Genomic DNA, 16,878 nt, shown 5'->3' with positions numbered 1-16,878 from the left:
TCCACCATCCCCGGATTAATAGACGCGCGCCTTGGGCGCGATCTTGGCGAGATCGATGCCGTCGGCGATCAGGTCGGTATGCACCGGCCGGTAGTCGAGCTTGACGTCACCGCTTTCCCCGACCCAAGCCAGCGTGTGCTTGCGCCAGTTGACGTCGTCGCGGCTGGAGAAGTCCTCGCGGGCATGCGCGCCGCGGCTTTCCTTGCGGGCTTCCGCGCCATAGACGGTCACGATGGCGTTGGCCATGAGATTGTCCAGTTCCAACGTCTCGACGAGATCCGAGTTCCAGATCAGCGAGCGGTCGGTGACCTTGACGTCGGGCAGTTCCTTCCAGATCGCGCTCATGCGGCGGCAGCCGCTTTCGAGCGATTCCTGGGTGCGGAACACCGCGGCGTCTTCCTGCATGGCGCGCTGCATCTTTTCACGCAGCACGGCGGTCGGCGTGGAGCCCGAGGCGTAGCGCGTCTTGTCGAAGCGCTCCATGATCTTGTCGCAGGCCGCCTTGTTGAGAGCGGGGATCGCCGATGCGCGGTCGATCACCTGACCGGCGCGGATTGCAGCGGCGCGGCCGAACACCACGAGGTCGATCAGCGAGTTGGAGCCGAGACGGTTGGCGCCATGCACCGAGGCGCAGCCGGCTTCGCCCACAGCCATCAGGCCGGGCGCGATGCGTTCGGGATTGTCGCTGTCGGCGTTGAGCACTTCGCCCCAATAATTGGTCGGCACGCCGCCCATATTGTAGTGAACGGTCGGCAGAACCGGGATCGGCTCTCGGGTCACGTCGACGCCGGCGAAGATCTTGGCCGATTCGGAAATACCCGGCAGGCGCTCGGCGAGAACGGCGGGATCGAGGTGATCGAGATGCAGGAAGATATGATCCTTGCTCTTGCCGACGCCGCGGCCTTCGCGAATTTCCATCGTCATGCAGCGCGAAACGACGTCGCGCGACGCCAGATCCTTGGCGGTCGGCGCATAACGCTCCATGAAGCGCTCGCCTTCGGAATTGACGAGATAGCCGCCTTCGCCGCGCGCGCCTTCGGTGATCAGGCAGCCGGCGCCGTAGATGCCGGTCGGGTGGAACTGCACGAATTCCATGTCCTGCAGCGGCAGGCCGGCGCGGGCGATCATGCCGCCGCCGTCGCCGGTGCAGGTATGCGCGGAGGTGGCCGAGAAATAGGCGCGGCCATAGCCGCCGGTCGCCAGCACCACCATCTTGGCGGCGAAGCGGTGGATCGTGCCGTCATCGAGGTTCCAGGCGACCACGCCGGTGCAGCGGCCGTCGGCTTCCATGATCAGATCGAGCGCGAAATATTCGACGAAGAATTCTGCGTTGTTCTTCAGCGACTGGCCATAGAGCGTGTGCAGGATGGCGTGACCGGTGCGGTCGGCCGCGGCGCAGGTGCGCTGCACCGGCGGGCCTTCGCCGTAATTCTGCATGTGGCCGCCGAACGGACGCTGATAGATGCGGCCGTCTTCGGTGCGCGAGAAGGGCACGCCGTAATGTTCGAGCTCATAAACGGCCTTGGGGGCTTCCATGGCGAGATACTGCATGGCGTCGACATCGCCGAGCCAGTCAGAGCCCTTGACGGTGTCGTAGAGATGCCATTGCCAGCTGTCCGGCGTCATGTTCTGCAGCGAAGCGGCGATGCCGCCCTGCGCCGCCACCGTGTGCGAACGGGTCGGAAAGACCTTGGTGATGCAGGCGGTCTTGAAGCCCTGTTCGGCCATGCCGAGCGTGGCGCGGAGACCGGCGCCGCCGGCGCCGACCACCACGACGTCATAGGCGTGGTCGACGAACTCATAGGCCTTGCCGGCGAGTGCGGGAGAGGAAGATGCAGCCATTGTTTTTATCCTGCAAATCCGATCTTGAGCACGGCGAAAAGACAGAGACCGCCGACCAGGACCGTGAAGAAGGTGTTGAGCATCAGAAGCGCCAGCTTGGTTACTTCGCCATGCACATAGTCCTCGATGATCACTTGCATGCCGAGACGCATATGGGTGAGCGAGGACACGATGAACAGGCCAATCAGCACGGCGACGACCGGATGGGCGATCGCGGCGCGCAATTCCGAATAGGACGACGCCGAATGGGTGATGACGAAGCCGATGAAGAACAGAACCAGCGGAACATTGGCTACGGCCGTCAGGCGCTGCAGCCAGAAATGTTCGGTGCCTTCCTTGGCGGAACCGAGACCGCGGACTTTGCCGAGAGGGGTGCGCATATCCATGATGTCGGCTCCTTTCAGCGAACCGCGTAACCGACGATCCACAAAAGGACCGTGATCACGGGCGAGGCGATGAAGTGTGCGATGGCGAGACGGGTCGAGAAGTGCTTCTCGAAGCCATGTCCGAGATCCCACATGATGTGCTTGAGACCGCCGAGCAGGTGATGAACCAGCGCCCAGGTATAGCCGAACAGCACGAGTTGGCCGATGATCGAGCCGAACACCGCGTTGACGAGATTGAAATGATCCTCGCCGGATGCAGCCGCGATGAGCCACCAGGCCACGAGCAGTGTTCCGAAGAACAAGGCGCCGCCGGTGATTCGGTGCGTGATCGACGCCATCATCGTGGGAATCGGTTTGTAGATCTGCAAATGCGGGGAGAGAGGACGGTTTTTCACCGTATTCGCCATGGAAACCTCCTGAGAGGGCAATCGAAATGCGCCGGAGCCGGGGCGCACGAGGGTTTGTGTTGCACATAGGCCTGTGTGCAATGCGTCAAAATCGTGTTTAGTCCCGTCATGACAACGCCGCAAGCCCTGCCAAAGGCCAATTTCCGTTTTAATCGATTATTGCATTTTACGCCGTCCGGAGACTGCCGGATTAGTATTAAGCCTTTGTCTCTGCGAGCGAAGATTTGCGCGGGTCGACGTTGATTTCCCCGCAGTCGCAATGTTAACCTTTCATTAACCGGCGTATTCCCGCCACCCCTAGCGAAAGGTTTGCTCCTGTGTTGCGTCCGATCTTTCTCGCCGCGGTCTTCGCCGCAATCTCCCTGCCGAGTTTCGCCGGAGACCGTTCCGACTTCGACCACCGCAATCATCGCCACCACCATGGGCGCGACTGGCGGGAATTCGACCGTTATTCCGGCGATGTGAACATCGTAACCATCCCCGGCGTCGGGTCCTGGTCGCTCGGTTCGGTCGGCTCTTCCGTGGCTTACATCCAAACGAGTGGAATTCCGGCCGAGCCCCTGATGATCGATGTCGAGGCGCTGCCCGGCGGGAATGAATGCTCGATGGAAAACGGCGTCTGCGTCATCCGCCCCTGACGGGACTGACGGCTGGCTCGATCACGTGTTCAGAAGAAGATCGAGCGCCTCGACCAGACGGTCGCATTCCGCATCTGTCCCGATGCTGATCCGGAGAAAATCGCCGATGCGCGGCTTGGCGAAATGACGCACCAGCACGGCTTCGGCGCGCAGTCCTGCGGCAAGCTCGGCGCCCTCATGATCGCGATGGCGGGCGAAGACGAAATTGGCGGATGAGGGCAATACCTCGAAGCCCCGCGCGACAAGCGCGTCCGTCACCCGGCTCCGCGACGCAATCACCTTCCGAGTCGTCTCCTGAAACCAGGTTTCATCCTCGATCGCCGCTGTCGCGCCGACTTCCGCCAGCCGGTCGATCGGATAGGAGTTGAAGGAGTCCTTCACGCGCTCCAGCGCATCGATCAGCGGGCGCTGGCCGATCGCGAAACCGACGCGAAGGCCGGCCAGCGAACGGGATTTCGATAACGTGTGCACGACCAAAAGATTGGGATAGCGGCGGGTGAGGCCGATTGCGCTGTCTGCGCCGAAATCCACATAGGCCTCATCGATCACCACCGGCTGGTCGGGATGCGACCGGGCAAGAGCCTCGATCTCCTCAAGCGACAGAGCGATGCCCGTCGGCGCGTTGGGATTGGGAATGATGATCGCGCCGCACGGCCGGTCGTAATCGGCGATGCGGATGCGAAACGTCTCATCGAGCGGGACCTGAACCGTGTCGATGCCAAACAATCCCGCATAGACCGGATAGAAGCTGTAGCTGATATCGGGAAACAGAAGCGGCGCATCATGCTTGAGCAACGCCTGGAACACATGCGCGAGCACTTCGTCGGATCCATTGCCGACGAACACCTCGTCGACCTCCACCCCATGCCGCGTCGCAATCGCCTGGCGCAGCGTGAGCGAGGACGGATCGGGGTAAAGCCGCATGCGGTCGTCTGCGGCCTCCTTGATGGCCTCCAGCGCCTTGGGCGAGGGGCCATAGGGATTTTCATTGGTGTTGAGCTTGATGAGATTGGCGATGCGCGGCTGTTCGCCCGCGACATAGGGCTTGAGGTCGGCGACCAGAGGCGACCAGAATTTGCTCATGACTTACTTTTCCCGCGTGGCGACATAGGTGGCGAGGCGCGACAGCATTTCGGCGCGGACGCCATAGGGCGCGAGCGCGGCATGCGCTTCGTCGACGAGATCCTTCAAGGTCCGCTCTGTCCAGTCGACTCCGTAAAGGGCCGGCAGCGTGCCCTTGTTGCGCGCCGCATCCTTGCCGGCGGCCTTGCCGAGGGTGGCGCTGTCGGAGACGAGATCCAGCACGTCGTCCCGAAGCTGGAAGGCAAGACCGATGATGCGGCCGAAATGCGTCAGCCGCTCGATGTCCGCGTCCGGGGCGCCCGCCAGAACCGGCCCGGCCTCGCAGGCGAAGCGGATGAGCGCGCCTGTTTTCATCGCCTGCAGCTGGCGGATTTCGGTCTCGATCAGCGCCTTGGTTTCGGCTTCGAGATCGAGCGCCTGGCCGCCGGCCATGCCGCCCGGTCCCGAGGCGCGCGCCAGTCTCAGCACCAGATCCATCTTGATGGCTGCCGGCAGATCGGTATCCGGAGAGGCGAGCACGTCGAAGGCGTAGGTCAGCAGGCTGTCGCCCGCCAGGATCGCGGCCGCTTCATCGAACGCTTTATGCACCGTGGGCTGGCCGCGGCGGAGATCGTCGTCGTCCATGGCCGGCAGATCGTCATGGATCAGCGAATAGCAATGCACGCATTCCAGAGACGCCGCCACGCGAAGGGCCGCATCGCAATCGCCGTCAAACAGCCGCGCGCTTTCGATCACCAGCGCCGGGCGCATGCGCTTGCCGCCCGCAAGAACGCCGTGCCGCATGGCGGCGAGCAATCGCTGCGGCCGAGCGACTTCTCCCGGCAGCGGCTCAGACGACAGAAGCGCCCCCAGCAACGTCTCGACGTCGCGGGCGTGATCTTGAAGGGTGGTCAAGAAGAGTTCGTCCTGCATGCCGGCTCTTTCGCATGCCGGCGCAGGCCTTGCAACCGCGCAGTTCACGGGGATGGCGCGACAAAGCGGCGCCGGTGGTCTGGTCAGGCTGCGTCGCCCGGTTTATGAAGACGTGGCGAAGGGCAAAAGGAACCGGACGATCTTGGACGCCATGACGGAGGCGAATGCGGTTGTGGACGCAGGGCAGGGGACGCCCGCGAATGCGACGCCTCGTCTCGACGAAAGCGAAAGACCGATGCGCGCTCATCTTCGAAAAGCCGGACTTGCGCTTCTGGGTTTGCTGGTCCTCCCCTATCTCCTGATCCTGTTCTACAAGATCGACTTGGTGCGGCCGGTATCGACGCTGATGCTCTGGGATCTCGTCACCTTCCAGGGCTATGATCGCCGCTGGGTGGAGTTCGAGGAGATCGCGCCCGTCCTCGTCCAATCGGTGATGATGTCGGAAGACGGGCAATATTGCAGTCATTCCGGCGTCGACTGGGTGCAGATGAACGGCGTGGTCGACGATGCGCTCGCCGGAAAGCAGACCCGCGGCGCGTCCACCATCCCCATGCAGACCGCCAAAAATCTATTCCTGTGGAACGGTCGCTCCTTCATCCGCAAGGGGTTGGAGCTGCCGCTCGCGGTCGGAGCGGATTTCGTCTGGTCGAAGCGCCGGCTGATGGAGATCTATCTCAACATCGCCGAATGGGGTCCCGGCGTCTATGGCGTCGAGGCTGCCGCAAAGCATCATTTCAACACGTCCGCCAAGAAACTGACGCGCCGGCAGGCCGCTCTTCTCGCCGTGGCGCTGCCCAATCCGATCACCCGCAACGCCTCCAAACCCGGCCGCGGCATGAAGCGGCTGGCCGCGCTGATCGAGCGCCGCGCCAAGGGCTCGGGCGAATACATCAAATGCCTTTATGACTGATCTCTCCTGAATTCATTGGTTGACGCCGTTTGCATTGGGTAATCTCGCGGCAACGGAGGATCCCGATGGCGCAGCTCAAACTCTATGTCGGCAACAAGAATTATTCGTCCTGGTCGCTCAGGCCCTGGCTCGCCCTGAAGGCGGCGGGCGTCGATTTCAAAGACGAAGTCATTCCCTTCGATTTCCCGGCCGGCAATCCATCCATCAAGGCGGTGTCGGAGACAGGGCGCGTGCCGCTTCTGGTGCATGACGACTTCAAGGTCTGGGAATCGCTGGCGATCATCGACTATGTCGCCGACCTCTTTCCGGACAAGCGCCTCTGGCCCGAACACATTCGCGATCGCGCCCTTGCACGCGCCTATAGTCTCGAAATGGCCACGGGCTTCCGCGCGCTGCGCAACGCCTGCCCGATGAATCTGCGCCGTCCGCGCAAGGCCATGGCGGTCGGCGAGGATTTGCTGGCCGATGTGGCGCGCATCGAAAAGATCTGGTCGGATGCGCTCGCAAGAAGCGGGGGCCCGTTCCTGTTCGGCGACTTCAGCGCTGTCGATGCGATGTTCGCGCCCGTCGTCAATCGCTTCGACGCCTATATGCTCACGGAAAAGCCGCAGTCGCGCGCCTATATGCAGGCTGTCGTCGATCACCCGGCATTTCGCGAATGGGCGGCGGCCGCAGCGCTCGAAACATGGATCGTCCCCGAAGACGAAGCCTGACGACGGGAATCGGCAGGGTTGAGAAAAAATATCCGGGGGGACTGGTCAAAGCCCTCTGGCGCATGTATAAGCCCGCCAAATTTTCCGGAAAAGATCGCTGATGCGCGCGGCCTTCCTGGCTGAACGAAACGATGTCCGGGTGAGATTGGAGTTAAGAAAATGGCAGTTCCTAAGAGAAAAACCAGCCCGTCCCGCCGCGGTATGCGCCGTTCCGCTGACGGCCTGAAGGCGTCCACCTATGTGGAAGACAAGAACTCGGGCGAGCTTCGCCGTCCGCACCACATCGACCTGAAGACCGGCATGTATCGCGGTCGCCAGGTTCTGACGCCGAAGGAAAACGCCTGATTTCAGGCGCGCTCCTGCGCAAAATTTCAAGGGCCGGCGAAAGCCGGCCCTTTGCTTTTCAGGGCTTTCGAAAACGGCCGCCAACGCTTCATCGTTTGAAATCGGCGGCCCAAGGCGTTTCCCGGATTCCGTTTCGCGCCGAAAGCCTTTATTGTCGCGCCAAGAAACAAGCGGAGCGCGACATGGCCGTCATCCCCCTGATGATCATTCCTTTCATTCTCTACAATCTCGCCATGTTCGGCGCGCTGGGCTCGGGCGGCGTGGCGGCGCTGGACAATTCGATCTTCAGCCTGGACATGATGTCGGGGGCGACCTGGACGATGAGCCTGGGAGACCTGTTGATCCTCGTGGCGCTGTTCGTGCTGTTCTTCGAGATCATCAAGGCGACGCGACGCAGATCAGCGGTTCTGGATCACCTTCTGTCCATGCTGCTTTTCGTGGTGTTTCTGGTGGAGTTTCTGCTGGCGCCGGCTGCGGCCACGCATGTGTTCTTCCTGCTGATGGCGATCTGCTTCATCGATGTCGCGGCAGGATTTACCATTTCGATCTCGTCGACAGGCCGGGATGTGTCGATCGGTCTGTGACGACCTGTGATCAGGGCGGCGAATGACCGCCGCCCAAACTAAAACTCACATATTCTCGATCTTGGCCTGGAGCGCGCGCAACTGCTCCTTCAGATCTTCGATGTCCTTGGCGTCGGCCTTGCCTTTGGGCTCGGTCTTGGCCTGGGCGTTCGGGGCGAAAGGCGTGAACACTTCCATCGCCTGACGGAAAATCTCCGTGTTGCGCTTGACCTGCTCTTCCATGAGCTGAATCGGAATCTGCAAATTCTTGGCGAGCGGCGTATCGCCGAGCGACTTGGCGAGGTGATCGCGGATCTGGCTCTGCTGGCTGCTGAAGGCATGCATTGACTGTTCGAGATAAGACGGCACGAACATCTGCATCTGATCGCCGTAATAAGAGATAAGCTGGCGAAGGAAAGAGATCGGCAGCAGCGTATTGCCGTTCTTGGACTCCTGTTCGAAGATGATCTGCGTCAGCACCGAATGCGTGATGTCGTCGCCGCTCTTTGCGTCCTGGACGGTGAAGTCCTCCCCCTTCTTGACCATCTGCGCCAGATCGTCGAGCGTCACATAGGTGCTGGTGCCGGTGTTGTAGAGGCGCCGGTTCGCGTATTTTTTGATGACGATCTGCCCATCATGTTTGGCCATTCGTTCCTCCTGACCGTCTTTTCTTTTGCAAAAACGCCTCCTCCACTCGATTTCTCAGGCGCTTTTGGCCAGTCTAAGCCGAAAAGCCCTGTGGGCACAATGCTTTTGTGCGTTGCGGCGTGAGCGGGCGAAAGCAGGCGTCGCTCAGCAGACGGCAGGCGCATGCGGGTCAACTAAATCAACTATGACGAGAAGATGAACAAAGTGCCGCAATGCGGCATGTAGGTCTTTCGCGTCATTGACAGCCCCTTTTGCGTTTGCGAGTGTCAGGACAACCCATCAAGGAGGAAACAATCATGAGCAGCCCTTCGATCGTCATCGCAAGCGCGGCGCGCACCGCCGTCGGCTCTTTCAACGGCAGCTTCGCCAATGTCCCCGCCCATGAACTCGGCGTGGCCGTCATCAAGGGCGTGCTCGAACGCGCGGGCGTCGAGGCTTCCGAAGTCAACGAAGTGATCCTGGGCCAGGTGCTTCCAGCCGGCGAAGGCCAGAACCCGGCCCGCCAGGCCGCCGTGAAGGCCGGCGTGCCCATCGAAGCCACAGCGCTCGGCGTCAACCAGCTTTGCGGCTCCGGCCTGCGCGCCGTCGCGCTCGGCATGCAGCAGATCGCTTCCGGTGACGCGTCGATCATCGTGGCCGGCGGCATGGAATCCATGTCGATGGCCCCGCACTGCCAGCATCTGCGCGGCGGCGTGAAGATGGGCGACGTCAAGCTGATCGACACGATGATCAAGGACGGCCTGACCGACGCCTTCCATGGCTATCACATGGGCATCACCGCCGAAAACGTGGCCCGCCAGTGGCAGCTGTCCCGCGACGAGCAGGACGCCTTCGCCGTCGCTTCGCAGAACAAGGCCGAAGCCGCCCAGACTGCGGGCCGTTTCAAGGATGAAATCGTGCCCTTCGTCATCCAGGGCCGCAAAGGCGACACGATCGTCGACGCCGACGAATATATCCGCGCCGGCGCGACCATCGACGCGCTCGCCAAGCTCCGTCCGGCCTTTGACAAGGAAGGCACCGTGACCGCCGGCAACGCCTCCGGTCTCAATGACGGCGCCGCCGCCGCCCTGCTGATGACGGAAGCCGAGGCCGCCCGTCGCGGCATCACGCCGCTCGCCCGCATCGTTTCCTGGGCGACCGCCGGCGTCGATCCCAAGATCATGGGCACCGGCCCGATCCCGGCCTCGCGCAAGGCGCTCGAAAAGGCCGGCTGGTCGGTGGGCGACCTCGACCTCGTCGAAGCCAACGAAGCATTTGCTGCCCAGGCCTGCGCGGTCAACAAGGATCTTGGCTGGGATCCGTCGATCGTCAACGTCAATGGCGGCGCGATCGCCATCGGCCATCCGATCGGCGCATCCGGCGCGCGCGTGCTCAATACGCTGTTGTTCGAAATGAAGCGCCGCTCGGCCAAGAAGGGCCTCGCCACCCTCTGCATTGGCGGCGGCATGGGCATCGCCATGTGCTTCGAGGCGCTTTGATTGCATTGGGGGGCGGCCCGTTTTCCGGCCGCTCCCTCCAAAACACTGTCGGCAAAAACGCCATCCAGGGAGGGAATTCATGAGCAGAGTAGCACTCGTTACCGGTGGAACGCGCGGCATCGGCGCCGCCATCTCGATCGCGCTGAAGAACGCCGGCTATAAGGTCGCCGCCAATTACGCCGGCAATGACGAGGCGGCCAAGGCTTTCACCGCCGAAACCGGCATCCCCGCCTTCAAATGGGATGTGTCGAGCTATGAGGCCTGCGCCGCCGGCATCGCTCAGGTCGAGGCGGAACTGGGCCCGGTCGAGATCCTCGTCAACAATGCCGGCATCACCCGCGACGCCATGTTCCACAAGATGACCCCGGAACAGTGGAACGCGGTGATCTCCACCAATCTCTCCGGCCTGTTCAACATGACCCATCCGGTCTGGACGGGCATGCGCGATCGCTCCTTCGGCCGCATCATCAGCATTTCCTCGATCAACGGCCAGAAAGGCCAGATGGGTCAGGCCAACTATTCCGCCGCCAAGGCGGGCGACATCGGCTTCACCAAGGCGCTCGCCCAGGAAGGCGCCGCCAAGGGAATCACCGTCAACGTCATCTGCCCGGGCTATATCGGCACCGAGATGGTGCGCGCCGTGCCGGAGAAAGTGCTTAACGAGCGCATCATTCCGCAAATCCCGGTGGGCCGCCTCGGCGAACCCGAGGAGATCGCCCGCTGCGTGGTCTTCCTCGCCTCCGACGACGCCGGCTTTATCACGGGATCGACGATTTCCGCCAATGGCGGTCAGTATATGGTGTGAGACAAAAAATGGAGGCCGCCCGATGGGCGGCCTCCATGGTTAAAATTTGCATAAAATACAACATCTTGCGGTGAACGTCTCGAGAACGTTCGATCAAGCCTGATTCGTCGGCGATTCGTTCCGATCCCGTTCAGGCGCCGCCTCAGCTTCAGCAGCGCGCTTCGTAGCGGCGGCCATAACGGTCGCGATAGACGCAATATCCTTCGCGGCTTGCGCTGCCGATCAGCGCGCCGGCCGCGCCGCCTACCACCGCGCCCACGGCAGCGCCGCGGACATTGCCGGTGGCCACGCCGCCGATCACGGCGCCGGTGGCGGCGCCGACGCCCGCGCCTCGCTCAGTGGCGGTGCAGGACGCCAAGGCGCCGATCATGGCCATGGACAGGATAACTTTCTTCATCGCTACGCTCCTTCTCCGAATGATCAGACTCTGCCCATCAGGACGAGTATGAGAACTATGACGAGAACCAGCCCGATTCCGCCGGAAGGACCGTATCCCCATCCTCTGCTGTGACCCCAGGTGGGCACAGACCCGATGAGAAGCAGGACCAGAATGATAAGAAGAATGGTTCCAAGCATGTCGCTACCCCATATGCGCAATCGAACTGACGGAAAGAACGAGCGATGAAGCGGTTTGTTCCGGCGGTGGATACGAATTTTCGCCAGGAAAACGGCGCAGGCAAAAGGCATGAATAATCTGGTTAACGGACCGTTGCGCTACAAGATATGGTGGTGGACAGGTAAGCAACCGATTGCAACGCCTGATTCGTCGGTGATTCGTACCACCTAGGTTCAGGGTTTTCTGCGCGCCGGACCGGCACAGGAGGACGGACCGACGAAAGGTTTGATTCACCATGATTTCCGGAGGTCGTTGACCGCCGGAAGGGGCGAAATCCTCCACTTTCGGCTGCAACTCATGCGATTCTCCGCCCGATTCAACCTATCGAAAGCGTGCGCGGGAATCCTCAATATCTAGTAGGGAACGCGTCGTGAACAACGTCGAGTCTGCGATTCGTCTCCGATTCGTTCCCAAGCTGTTCCGAAGCTTGCGCCCTACTGCTTTGACGAGATGAAATCTCCCTTCTCCCGCCCTTTTTCTTGCAATTGCCGCTTTTAGAGGGCAAGGAAAGCCGCCGGCTTTACGCCGACTCCTTCATCTGGACTGGACACATTGACTTCCGATCCCCTGATCTTGAGCGGCCGCGGCGTCACTGCGGTTCTCGGCCCCACGAACACCGGCAAGACCCATTACGCCATCGAGCGAATGGTGGCGCACGCCTCCGGCGTGATCGGCTTACCGCTGCGCCTGCTCGCCCGGGAGGTCTATGGCCGTGTCGCCGAGAAAGTCGGCGTCGCCAATGTCGCGCTGATCACCGGTGAAGAAAAAATCTCGCCCCCCGGGGCCCGCTATTCCGTCTGCACCGTCGAAGCCATGCCGAGCGAGACCCGCGCCTCTTTCGTCGCCATCGATGAGGTGCAGCTCGCCGCCGATCTCGAACGCGGCCATGTCTTCACCGACCGCATCCTGCATCTGCGTGGTCGGGAGGAGACCCTGCTTCTGGGCGCTGCGACCATGAAGCCGATTCTCACCCAGATCCTGCCGGGTCTGACCGTGGTCGAGCGGCCTCGCCTGTCGCAGCTCTTCTATGCCGGTCAGAAGAAGATCACTCGCCTGCCGCGCCGCTCGGCCATCGTCGCTTTTTCGGCCGACGAGGTCTACGCCATCGCCGAACTGGTCAAACGCCAGCGCGGCGGCGCGGCCGTGGTGATCGGGGCCTTGAGCCCCCGCACCCGCAACGCCCAGGTCGCGCTCTATCAGGAAGGCGATGTCGAATACATCGTTGCGACCGACGCCATCGGCATGGGCCTCAATCTCGACGTCGACCATGTCGCCTTTGCCCAGGACCGCAAATATGACGGTTTTCAGTATCGCAATCTGACGCCCGGAGAGATGGGCCAGATCGCCGGACGCGCCGGACGCCACATGCGCGACGGGACTTTCGGGGTCACCGGCCAGACCCGCCCGCTCGACGACGAAATGGTCCAGCGCATCGAGAGCCACGAATTCGATCCCGTCAAGGTGATGCAATGGCGCACCAAGACCCTCGATTTCTCCTCGGTCGACAATCTGCGCAAGAGCCTGGACTTGGCACCCCGGGTGCAGGGCCTGACCAAGGCGCTGCCGTCGGTCGACATGCAGGCGCTTGAGCATCTGGCGCGGTATCCGGACATTTTGGAGCTTGCCACATCGCGGGAAAGGGTGGAAAAGCTCTGGGAGATTTGCGCCCTGCCTGATTACAGGCGGATCACCTCGCTGCAGCATTCCGATCTCGTCGCCGCCATCTACAAGGACATCGTCCGGCTCGGCGCGGTGAAGGAGGATTTCATTGCCGAGCAGGTGCGCCGGGCGGACAGGACGGATGGCGAGATCGACACGCTCTCGGCCCGTATTGCGCAAATCAGGACTTGGACCTATGTGTCCAACCGGCCCGGCTGGCTGGCCGATCCGGCGCACTGGCAGGAAAAAACGCGCGAAATCGAAGATCGTCTCTCGGACGCGCTGCATGAAAGGTTGACCAAACGCTTCGTAGACCGCAGGACATCTGTGCTCATGAAGCGGTTAAGAGAGAATGCTATGCTCGAAGCGGAAATCAGTGTGAATGGCGATGTCTTCGTCGAAGGGCATCATGTGGGACAGTTGTCGGGTTTCCGCTTTACGCTTGCGGGCGGGACGGACGGCCAGGATTTGAAAGCTGTCGAAAGCGCGGTCGGCAAGGCGCTCGGTCTGGAGTTCGAGGCGCGCGCCGCCCGGCTGCACGCGGCTGGAAACAGCGACCTGGCGATCGCCAATGACGGGCTGGTCCGTTGGCTCGGCGAGCCGGTGGCGCGCCTGACGGCGTCGGATCACGTGATGCGTCCGCGCATCGTGCTGCTGGCCGACGAATTGCTGCAGGGCCATGCCCGCGATCACGTTCAGGCTCGCATCGAGCGTTTCGTGAATCATCACATCGCCACCGTCCTCAAGCCGCTCGACGACCTCGTCCGCGCCGAGGATCTCCAGGGCATCGCCAAGGGCATAGCCTATCAGTTGGCTGAGAGCCTCGGCGTTCTGTTCCGCCGCGACGTCGCCGACGACGTCAAGGCGCTTGACCAGGACGGCCGCGCCTCGCTGCGCAAATACGGCATCCGCTTCGGCGCCTATCACGTCTTCATGCCGGCGCTGTTGAAGCCCGCTCCGGCCGAGCTCATCACCCTGCTCTGGGCGCTCAAGAACGACGCGCTCGGCCTGCCGGGCTATGGCGATCTCATTCCGGCGCTGGCCGCAGGCCGCACCTCGATCGTCACCGATCACAGCTTCGAGCGCAATTTCTACCGGCTCGCGGGCTTCCGTTTCCTCGGCAAGCGCGCGGTCCGCATCGACATTCTCGAGCGTCTCGCCGATCTCATTCGTCCGCTTCTGCAGTGGAAGCCCGGTTCGCCGACGCGTCCGGACGGCGCCTATGACGGGCGTCGCTTCCTGACGACGCCCGCCATGCTGTCGATCCTCGGCGCCACCGCCGACGACATCGAGGAGATCCTCAAGGGCCTCGGCTATCGCGCCGACAGCGTGACCGCAGAAGAAGCCGGCGCTTACCTGGCGTCGACCGCGCCGGCGCCGGCCCAGCCGGCCGCGGCGTCAGCCGAAGCGCCTGCGGATGAGCCGAAGACCGAAGACGACTCCGCCGCCGCAGAAGCCTCCGAAGCAGCCGAACAGGCCGCGGCTCCCGCCGTGACCGAAGAGGCGCCGACCGAGGCGACCGCGGCTCCGGCTCAGGACGCCGCGCCTGAAGAGCCGCAGGAAGAAAAGCGGGTTCTTCTCTGGCGTCCAGGCGGCCGCAGCGATGCGCCGCAGCGCAATGCAGGCCCCCGCCGTGACCAGGCTCCCCGCGAAGGCGGACGCCGGCCCGAGCGTCAGGGCGACGATCGTCGTCCGCAGAACGCCCAGAACCGCGGCGAAGGCCGCCGTGGTGACCGCAAGGAGCAGGATCGTCCGCCGCGCAACGACCGCAACGACCGTCCCCGTCAGGATAGGCCGGATCGTCAGGAGCGCCAGGACGCCGCCCCTCGCCAGGACAAGGGCAATCGCGGCCAGCCGCAGCGCTTCGAGGCAAAGCCCCGCAAGGAAAAGCCGATCGATCCGGATTCTCCTTTCGCCAAGCTCGCCGCGCTGAAGGAACAGCTGAAGAAGTAAGGTATGAACGACGCCCAGGCCAGCCAACGCCAGCGGATCGACAAATGGCTGTTCTTCACGAGAATCGCCAAATCGCGCACGCTGGCGCAAGGCTGGATCGAGGCGGGCCATGTCGCCGTCAACGGCGACAAGGTCAGACGTCCGAGCGCCGATGTGAAGATCGGCGACCGGCTGGAGGTGGCGACGGCTGAAAAGCACGTCGTCGTCGTCGTCAAGGCGGCGGGAGACCGCCGCGGCCCTTACGAGGAAGCGCGGCTCCTCTATGACGACGAAACTCCGCCGCGCGAACGCCTGACAAAATTCGAACAGGCGACGCGCGAACCGGGCGCGGGCCGACCGGAGAAGAAAGAACGACGCCAGATGGAACGTCTGAAGGGTCGTTACGATTTCGACGAATGAGGTTTGCGTTCGGCAAGCCTCACGCAAGGCAGATATGCACCGCCCGCAGACCTCGTTTTCCCTGACTTCGCCTTGCAAAGCAGGGGCAAAAAAGCTAGTGGACAAACAATTTATCGGGCATGCCACGCCCGTCGACCCGTCCTTATCTGGAGCCCTGGAATGACTTATGTCGTGACCGACAACTGCATCAAGTGCAAGTACACGGACTGCGTGGAAGTGTGCCCGGTCGACTGTTTCTACGAGGGTGAAAATTTCCTGGTCATCCATCCAGACGAATGCATCGATTGCGGCGTCTGCGAACCGGAATGTCCTGCCGAAGCCATCAAGCCGGACACCGAAAGCGGTCTGGATAAGTGGCTGAAATTAAACGCTGAATACGCAACCATCTGGCCGAATATCACTCAGAAGCGCGACGCTCTTCCCGAGGCCAAGGAAATGGACGGCGTCGAAGGCAAGTTCGAAAAGTACTTCTCTGAAAAGCCCGGCTCCGGCGACTGAGGAATGGAAAGCGCAGCCGCCGCCTGGGTTCGACAGGCGGCTGCTGGGAGCAGAGGGGCGGGGCGCTTTCATGGAGGGCGTCCAACGGGGTTCGCCTCCAGACGTGATTCTCCTGCTTAACCACGATGCGAAGCGCCGTGGAGCGTCCTTGCGGCAGGTCAAAGCAAATTATTGATTTCCACCGTTTTTTGTGGTAGACACTCTCCCACTGATCCCGAAGGGCGTAACTTGCCCAAACATCACGAAAGCTACGATCCCTCCATGCGGCGCTCTTGAAACCTGCACCATTCGGTGGACTGATTTCATCCGCTCCGCATCAAGGGCTTGCCTGCAATTTAAATGTCGCGGTCAGACTATCAGGCGAAGCGTCGCCTCCCCCGGCCCCTGGGCCGCACCCGGGCAACCGGAAGCATTTTAGGGAGTTTGTGAAAAGCATGACAACCCAGATCAAGAAGACTTCAGCCCGTCACGGTTTCAAAACCGGTGAGTCGATCGTTTATCCCGCGCATGGCGTCGGTCAGATTGTCACGATCGAAGAGCAGGAAGTCGCCGGCATGAAGCTCGAGCTCTTTGTGATCGATTTCGAAAAGGACAAGATGCGCCTGAAGGTTCCGGTGGCGAAAGCCGTCAGCATCGGCATGCGCAAGCTGTCCGAGACCGATTTCGTCGATCGCGCGCTCAAGGTCGTGCAGGGCAAGGCGCGGGTGAAGCGCACCATGTGGTCGCGCCGTGCGCAGGAATATGACGCCAAGATCAATTCCGGCGACCTGATTTCCATCGCCGAAGTCGTTCGCGACCTCTATCGCGCCGAAAATCAGCCGGAACAGTCCTATTCCGAGCGCCAGCTTTATGAACAGGCTCTCGATCGCATGGCGCGCGAAATCGCCGCCGTCAACAAGATGTCCGAAACAGAAGCCGTGCGCCTCGTCGAGACCAATCTCGCCAAGAGCCCGCGCCGTTCCGGCAAGATCACCGAAGACGACGAACAGGAAGAAGCAGCCTGATCCTGCTTTTTCATCCCTT

Annotated in this window: 19 protein-coding genes; 11 read left to right on the top strand and 8 right to left on the bottom strand. The window is 62.1% G+C overall.

Features of this window, described 5'->3' with window-relative positions:
• Positions 1 to 15: 15 nt before the first annotated feature.
• Genes sdhA through sdhC form a run of 3 tightly spaced genes read right to left on the bottom strand, consistent with a single transcriptional unit; the run spans position 16 to position 2,635 of the window.
• On the bottom strand, positions 16 to 1,842 hold the full coding sequence (gene sdhA / locus E8Q41_RS18710; RefSeq protein WP_137157070.1) for a succinate dehydrogenase flavoprotein subunit: 1,827 nt from the start codon (positions 1,840 to 1,842) through the stop codon (positions 16 to 18).
• A 5-nt stretch (positions 1,843 to 1,847) separates the two neighbouring features.
• Positions 1,848 to 2,228 carry a succinate dehydrogenase, hydrophobic membrane anchor protein gene (sdhD, locus tag E8Q41_RS18705; RefSeq protein ID WP_137157069.1) on the bottom strand — a complete coding sequence of 127 codons (381 nt, stop codon included), beginning with the start codon at positions 2,226 to 2,228 and terminating at the stop codon, positions 1,848 to 1,850.
• Positions 2,229 to 2,242: 14 nt separating this feature from the next.
• Complete coding sequence (gene sdhC, locus E8Q41_RS18700; protein WP_137157068.1) at positions 2,243 to 2,635, bottom strand: succinate dehydrogenase, cytochrome b556 subunit; 393 nt, start codon at positions 2,633 to 2,635, stop codon at positions 2,243 to 2,245.
• Between the two features lie 317 nt (positions 2,636 to 2,952).
• Between sdhC and E8Q41_RS18695 the strand changes: the two genes are divergently transcribed.
• Positions 2,953 to 3,273, top strand: coding sequence for a hypothetical protein (locus tag E8Q41_RS18695; RefSeq protein WP_137157067.1), 321 nt, complete (start codon positions 2,953 to 2,955; stop codon positions 3,271 to 3,273).
• A gap of 21 nt (positions 3,274 to 3,294) precedes the next feature.
• On the opposite strand, the gene hisC is transcribed toward E8Q41_RS18695, so the two are convergent.
• Positions 3,295 to 4,356 (bottom strand): histidinol-phosphate transaminase, encoded by a 1,062-nt coding sequence (hisC, locus tag E8Q41_RS18690; protein ID WP_137157066.1) that lies wholly within the window; start codon positions 4,354 to 4,356, stop codon positions 3,295 to 3,297.
• A 3-nt stretch (positions 4,357 to 4,359) separates the two neighbouring features.
• Entirely contained in the window at positions 4,360 to 5,268 is a 909-nt protein-coding gene (locus E8Q41_RS18685; RefSeq protein WP_137157065.1) for a polyprenyl synthetase family protein, read from the bottom strand.
• A gap of 235 nt (positions 5,269 to 5,503) precedes the next feature.
• Here E8Q41_RS18685 and mtgA point away from each other — a divergent pair, with 235 nt between their 5' ends.
• The 4 genes from mtgA to E8Q41_RS18665 all read left to right on the top strand — a co-directional run bounded on the left by mtgA (position 5,504) and on the right by E8Q41_RS18665 (position 7,820).
• A complete protein-coding gene (gene mtgA, locus E8Q41_RS18680; RefSeq protein WP_246660251.1) occupies positions 5,504 to 6,178 on the top strand; it encodes a monofunctional biosynthetic peptidoglycan transglycosylase in 675 nt (224 codons plus the stop codon).
• A 65-nt stretch (positions 6,179 to 6,243) separates the two neighbouring features.
• Complete coding sequence (locus tag E8Q41_RS18675; RefSeq protein WP_137157064.1) at positions 6,244 to 6,891, top strand: glutathione S-transferase family protein; 648 nt, start codon at positions 6,244 to 6,246, stop codon at positions 6,889 to 6,891.
• Between the two features lie 159 nt (positions 6,892 to 7,050).
• The gene (rpmF, locus tag E8Q41_RS18670) at positions 7,051 to 7,236 is read left to right on the top strand and encodes a 50S ribosomal protein L32 (protein ID WP_137157063.1); all 186 of its coding nucleotides are present in this window, start codon (positions 7,051 to 7,053) and stop codon (positions 7,234 to 7,236) included.
• 182 nt (positions 7,237 to 7,418) lie between these two features.
• On the top strand, positions 7,419 to 7,820 hold the full coding sequence (locus E8Q41_RS18665) for a hypothetical protein (protein WP_137157062.1): 402 nt from the start codon (positions 7,419 to 7,421) through the stop codon (positions 7,818 to 7,820).
• A gap of 45 nt (positions 7,821 to 7,865) precedes the next feature.
• Here the strand turns inward: E8Q41_RS18665 and phaR are convergent, their stop codons facing one another.
• Entirely contained in the window at positions 7,866 to 8,447 is a 582-nt protein-coding gene (gene phaR / locus E8Q41_RS18660; protein WP_137157061.1) for a polyhydroxyalkanoate synthesis repressor PhaR, read from the bottom strand.
• Between the two features lie 296 nt (positions 8,448 to 8,743).
• Here phaR and E8Q41_RS18655 point away from each other — a divergent pair, with 296 nt between their 5' ends.
• Both E8Q41_RS18655 and E8Q41_RS18650 read left to right on the top strand, forming a co-directional pair.
• A complete protein-coding gene (locus E8Q41_RS18655) occupies positions 8,744 to 9,925 on the top strand; it encodes an acetyl-CoA C-acetyltransferase (RefSeq protein WP_137157060.1) in 1,182 nt (393 codons plus the stop codon).
• Between the two features lie 79 nt (positions 9,926 to 10,004).
• Positions 10,005 to 10,730 (top strand): beta-ketoacyl-ACP reductase, encoded by a 726-nt coding sequence (locus E8Q41_RS18650; RefSeq protein ID WP_137157059.1) that lies wholly within the window; start codon positions 10,005 to 10,007, stop codon positions 10,728 to 10,730.
• A gap of 148 nt (positions 10,731 to 10,878) precedes the next feature.
• Here the strand turns inward: E8Q41_RS18650 and E8Q41_RS18645 are convergent, their stop codons facing one another.
• Positions 10,879 to 11,127, bottom strand: coding sequence for a glycine zipper domain-containing protein (locus E8Q41_RS18645; protein WP_137157058.1), 249 nt, complete (start codon positions 11,125 to 11,127; stop codon positions 10,879 to 10,881).
• Between the two features lie 23 nt (positions 11,128 to 11,150).
• Positions 11,151 to 11,306 (bottom strand): DUF3309 family protein, encoded by a 156-nt coding sequence (locus E8Q41_RS18640; RefSeq protein WP_137157057.1) that lies wholly within the window; start codon positions 11,304 to 11,306, stop codon positions 11,151 to 11,153.
• Between the two features lie 583 nt (positions 11,307 to 11,889).
• Here E8Q41_RS18640 and E8Q41_RS18635 point away from each other — a divergent pair.
• From E8Q41_RS18635 to E8Q41_RS18620, 4 genes are all read left to right on the top strand, one after another.
• On the top strand, positions 11,890 to 14,958 hold the full coding sequence (locus tag E8Q41_RS18635; RefSeq protein WP_137157056.1) for a helicase-related protein: 3,069 nt from the start codon (positions 11,890 to 11,892) through the stop codon (positions 14,956 to 14,958).
• Between the two features lie 3 nt (positions 14,959 to 14,961).
• Positions 14,962 to 15,357, top strand: coding sequence for an RNA-binding S4 domain-containing protein (locus tag E8Q41_RS18630; RefSeq protein WP_137157055.1), 396 nt, complete (start codon positions 14,962 to 14,964; stop codon positions 15,355 to 15,357).
• A gap of 159 nt (positions 15,358 to 15,516) precedes the next feature.
• Positions 15,517 to 15,855 (top strand): ferredoxin FdxA, encoded by a 339-nt coding sequence (fdxA, locus tag E8Q41_RS18625; protein ID WP_137157054.1) that lies wholly within the window; start codon positions 15,517 to 15,519, stop codon positions 15,853 to 15,855.
• A gap of 434 nt (positions 15,856 to 16,289) precedes the next feature.
• Positions 16,290 to 16,859: a CarD family transcriptional regulator gene (locus tag E8Q41_RS18620; protein ID WP_137157053.1), complete on the top strand. Its 570-nt coding sequence runs from the start codon at positions 16,290 to 16,292 to the stop codon at positions 16,857 to 16,859.
• The last annotated feature ends 19 nt before the right edge of the window (positions 16,860 to 16,878 follow it).

The sequence above is a fragment of the Rhizobium sp. FKL33 genome (assembly GCF_005222915.1).
Taxonomy (GTDB): Bacteria; Pseudomonadota; Alphaproteobacteria; order Rhizobiales; family Rhizobiaceae; genus Rhizobium_E.
This window is presented reverse-complemented; position numbering and strand designations above follow the sequence as displayed.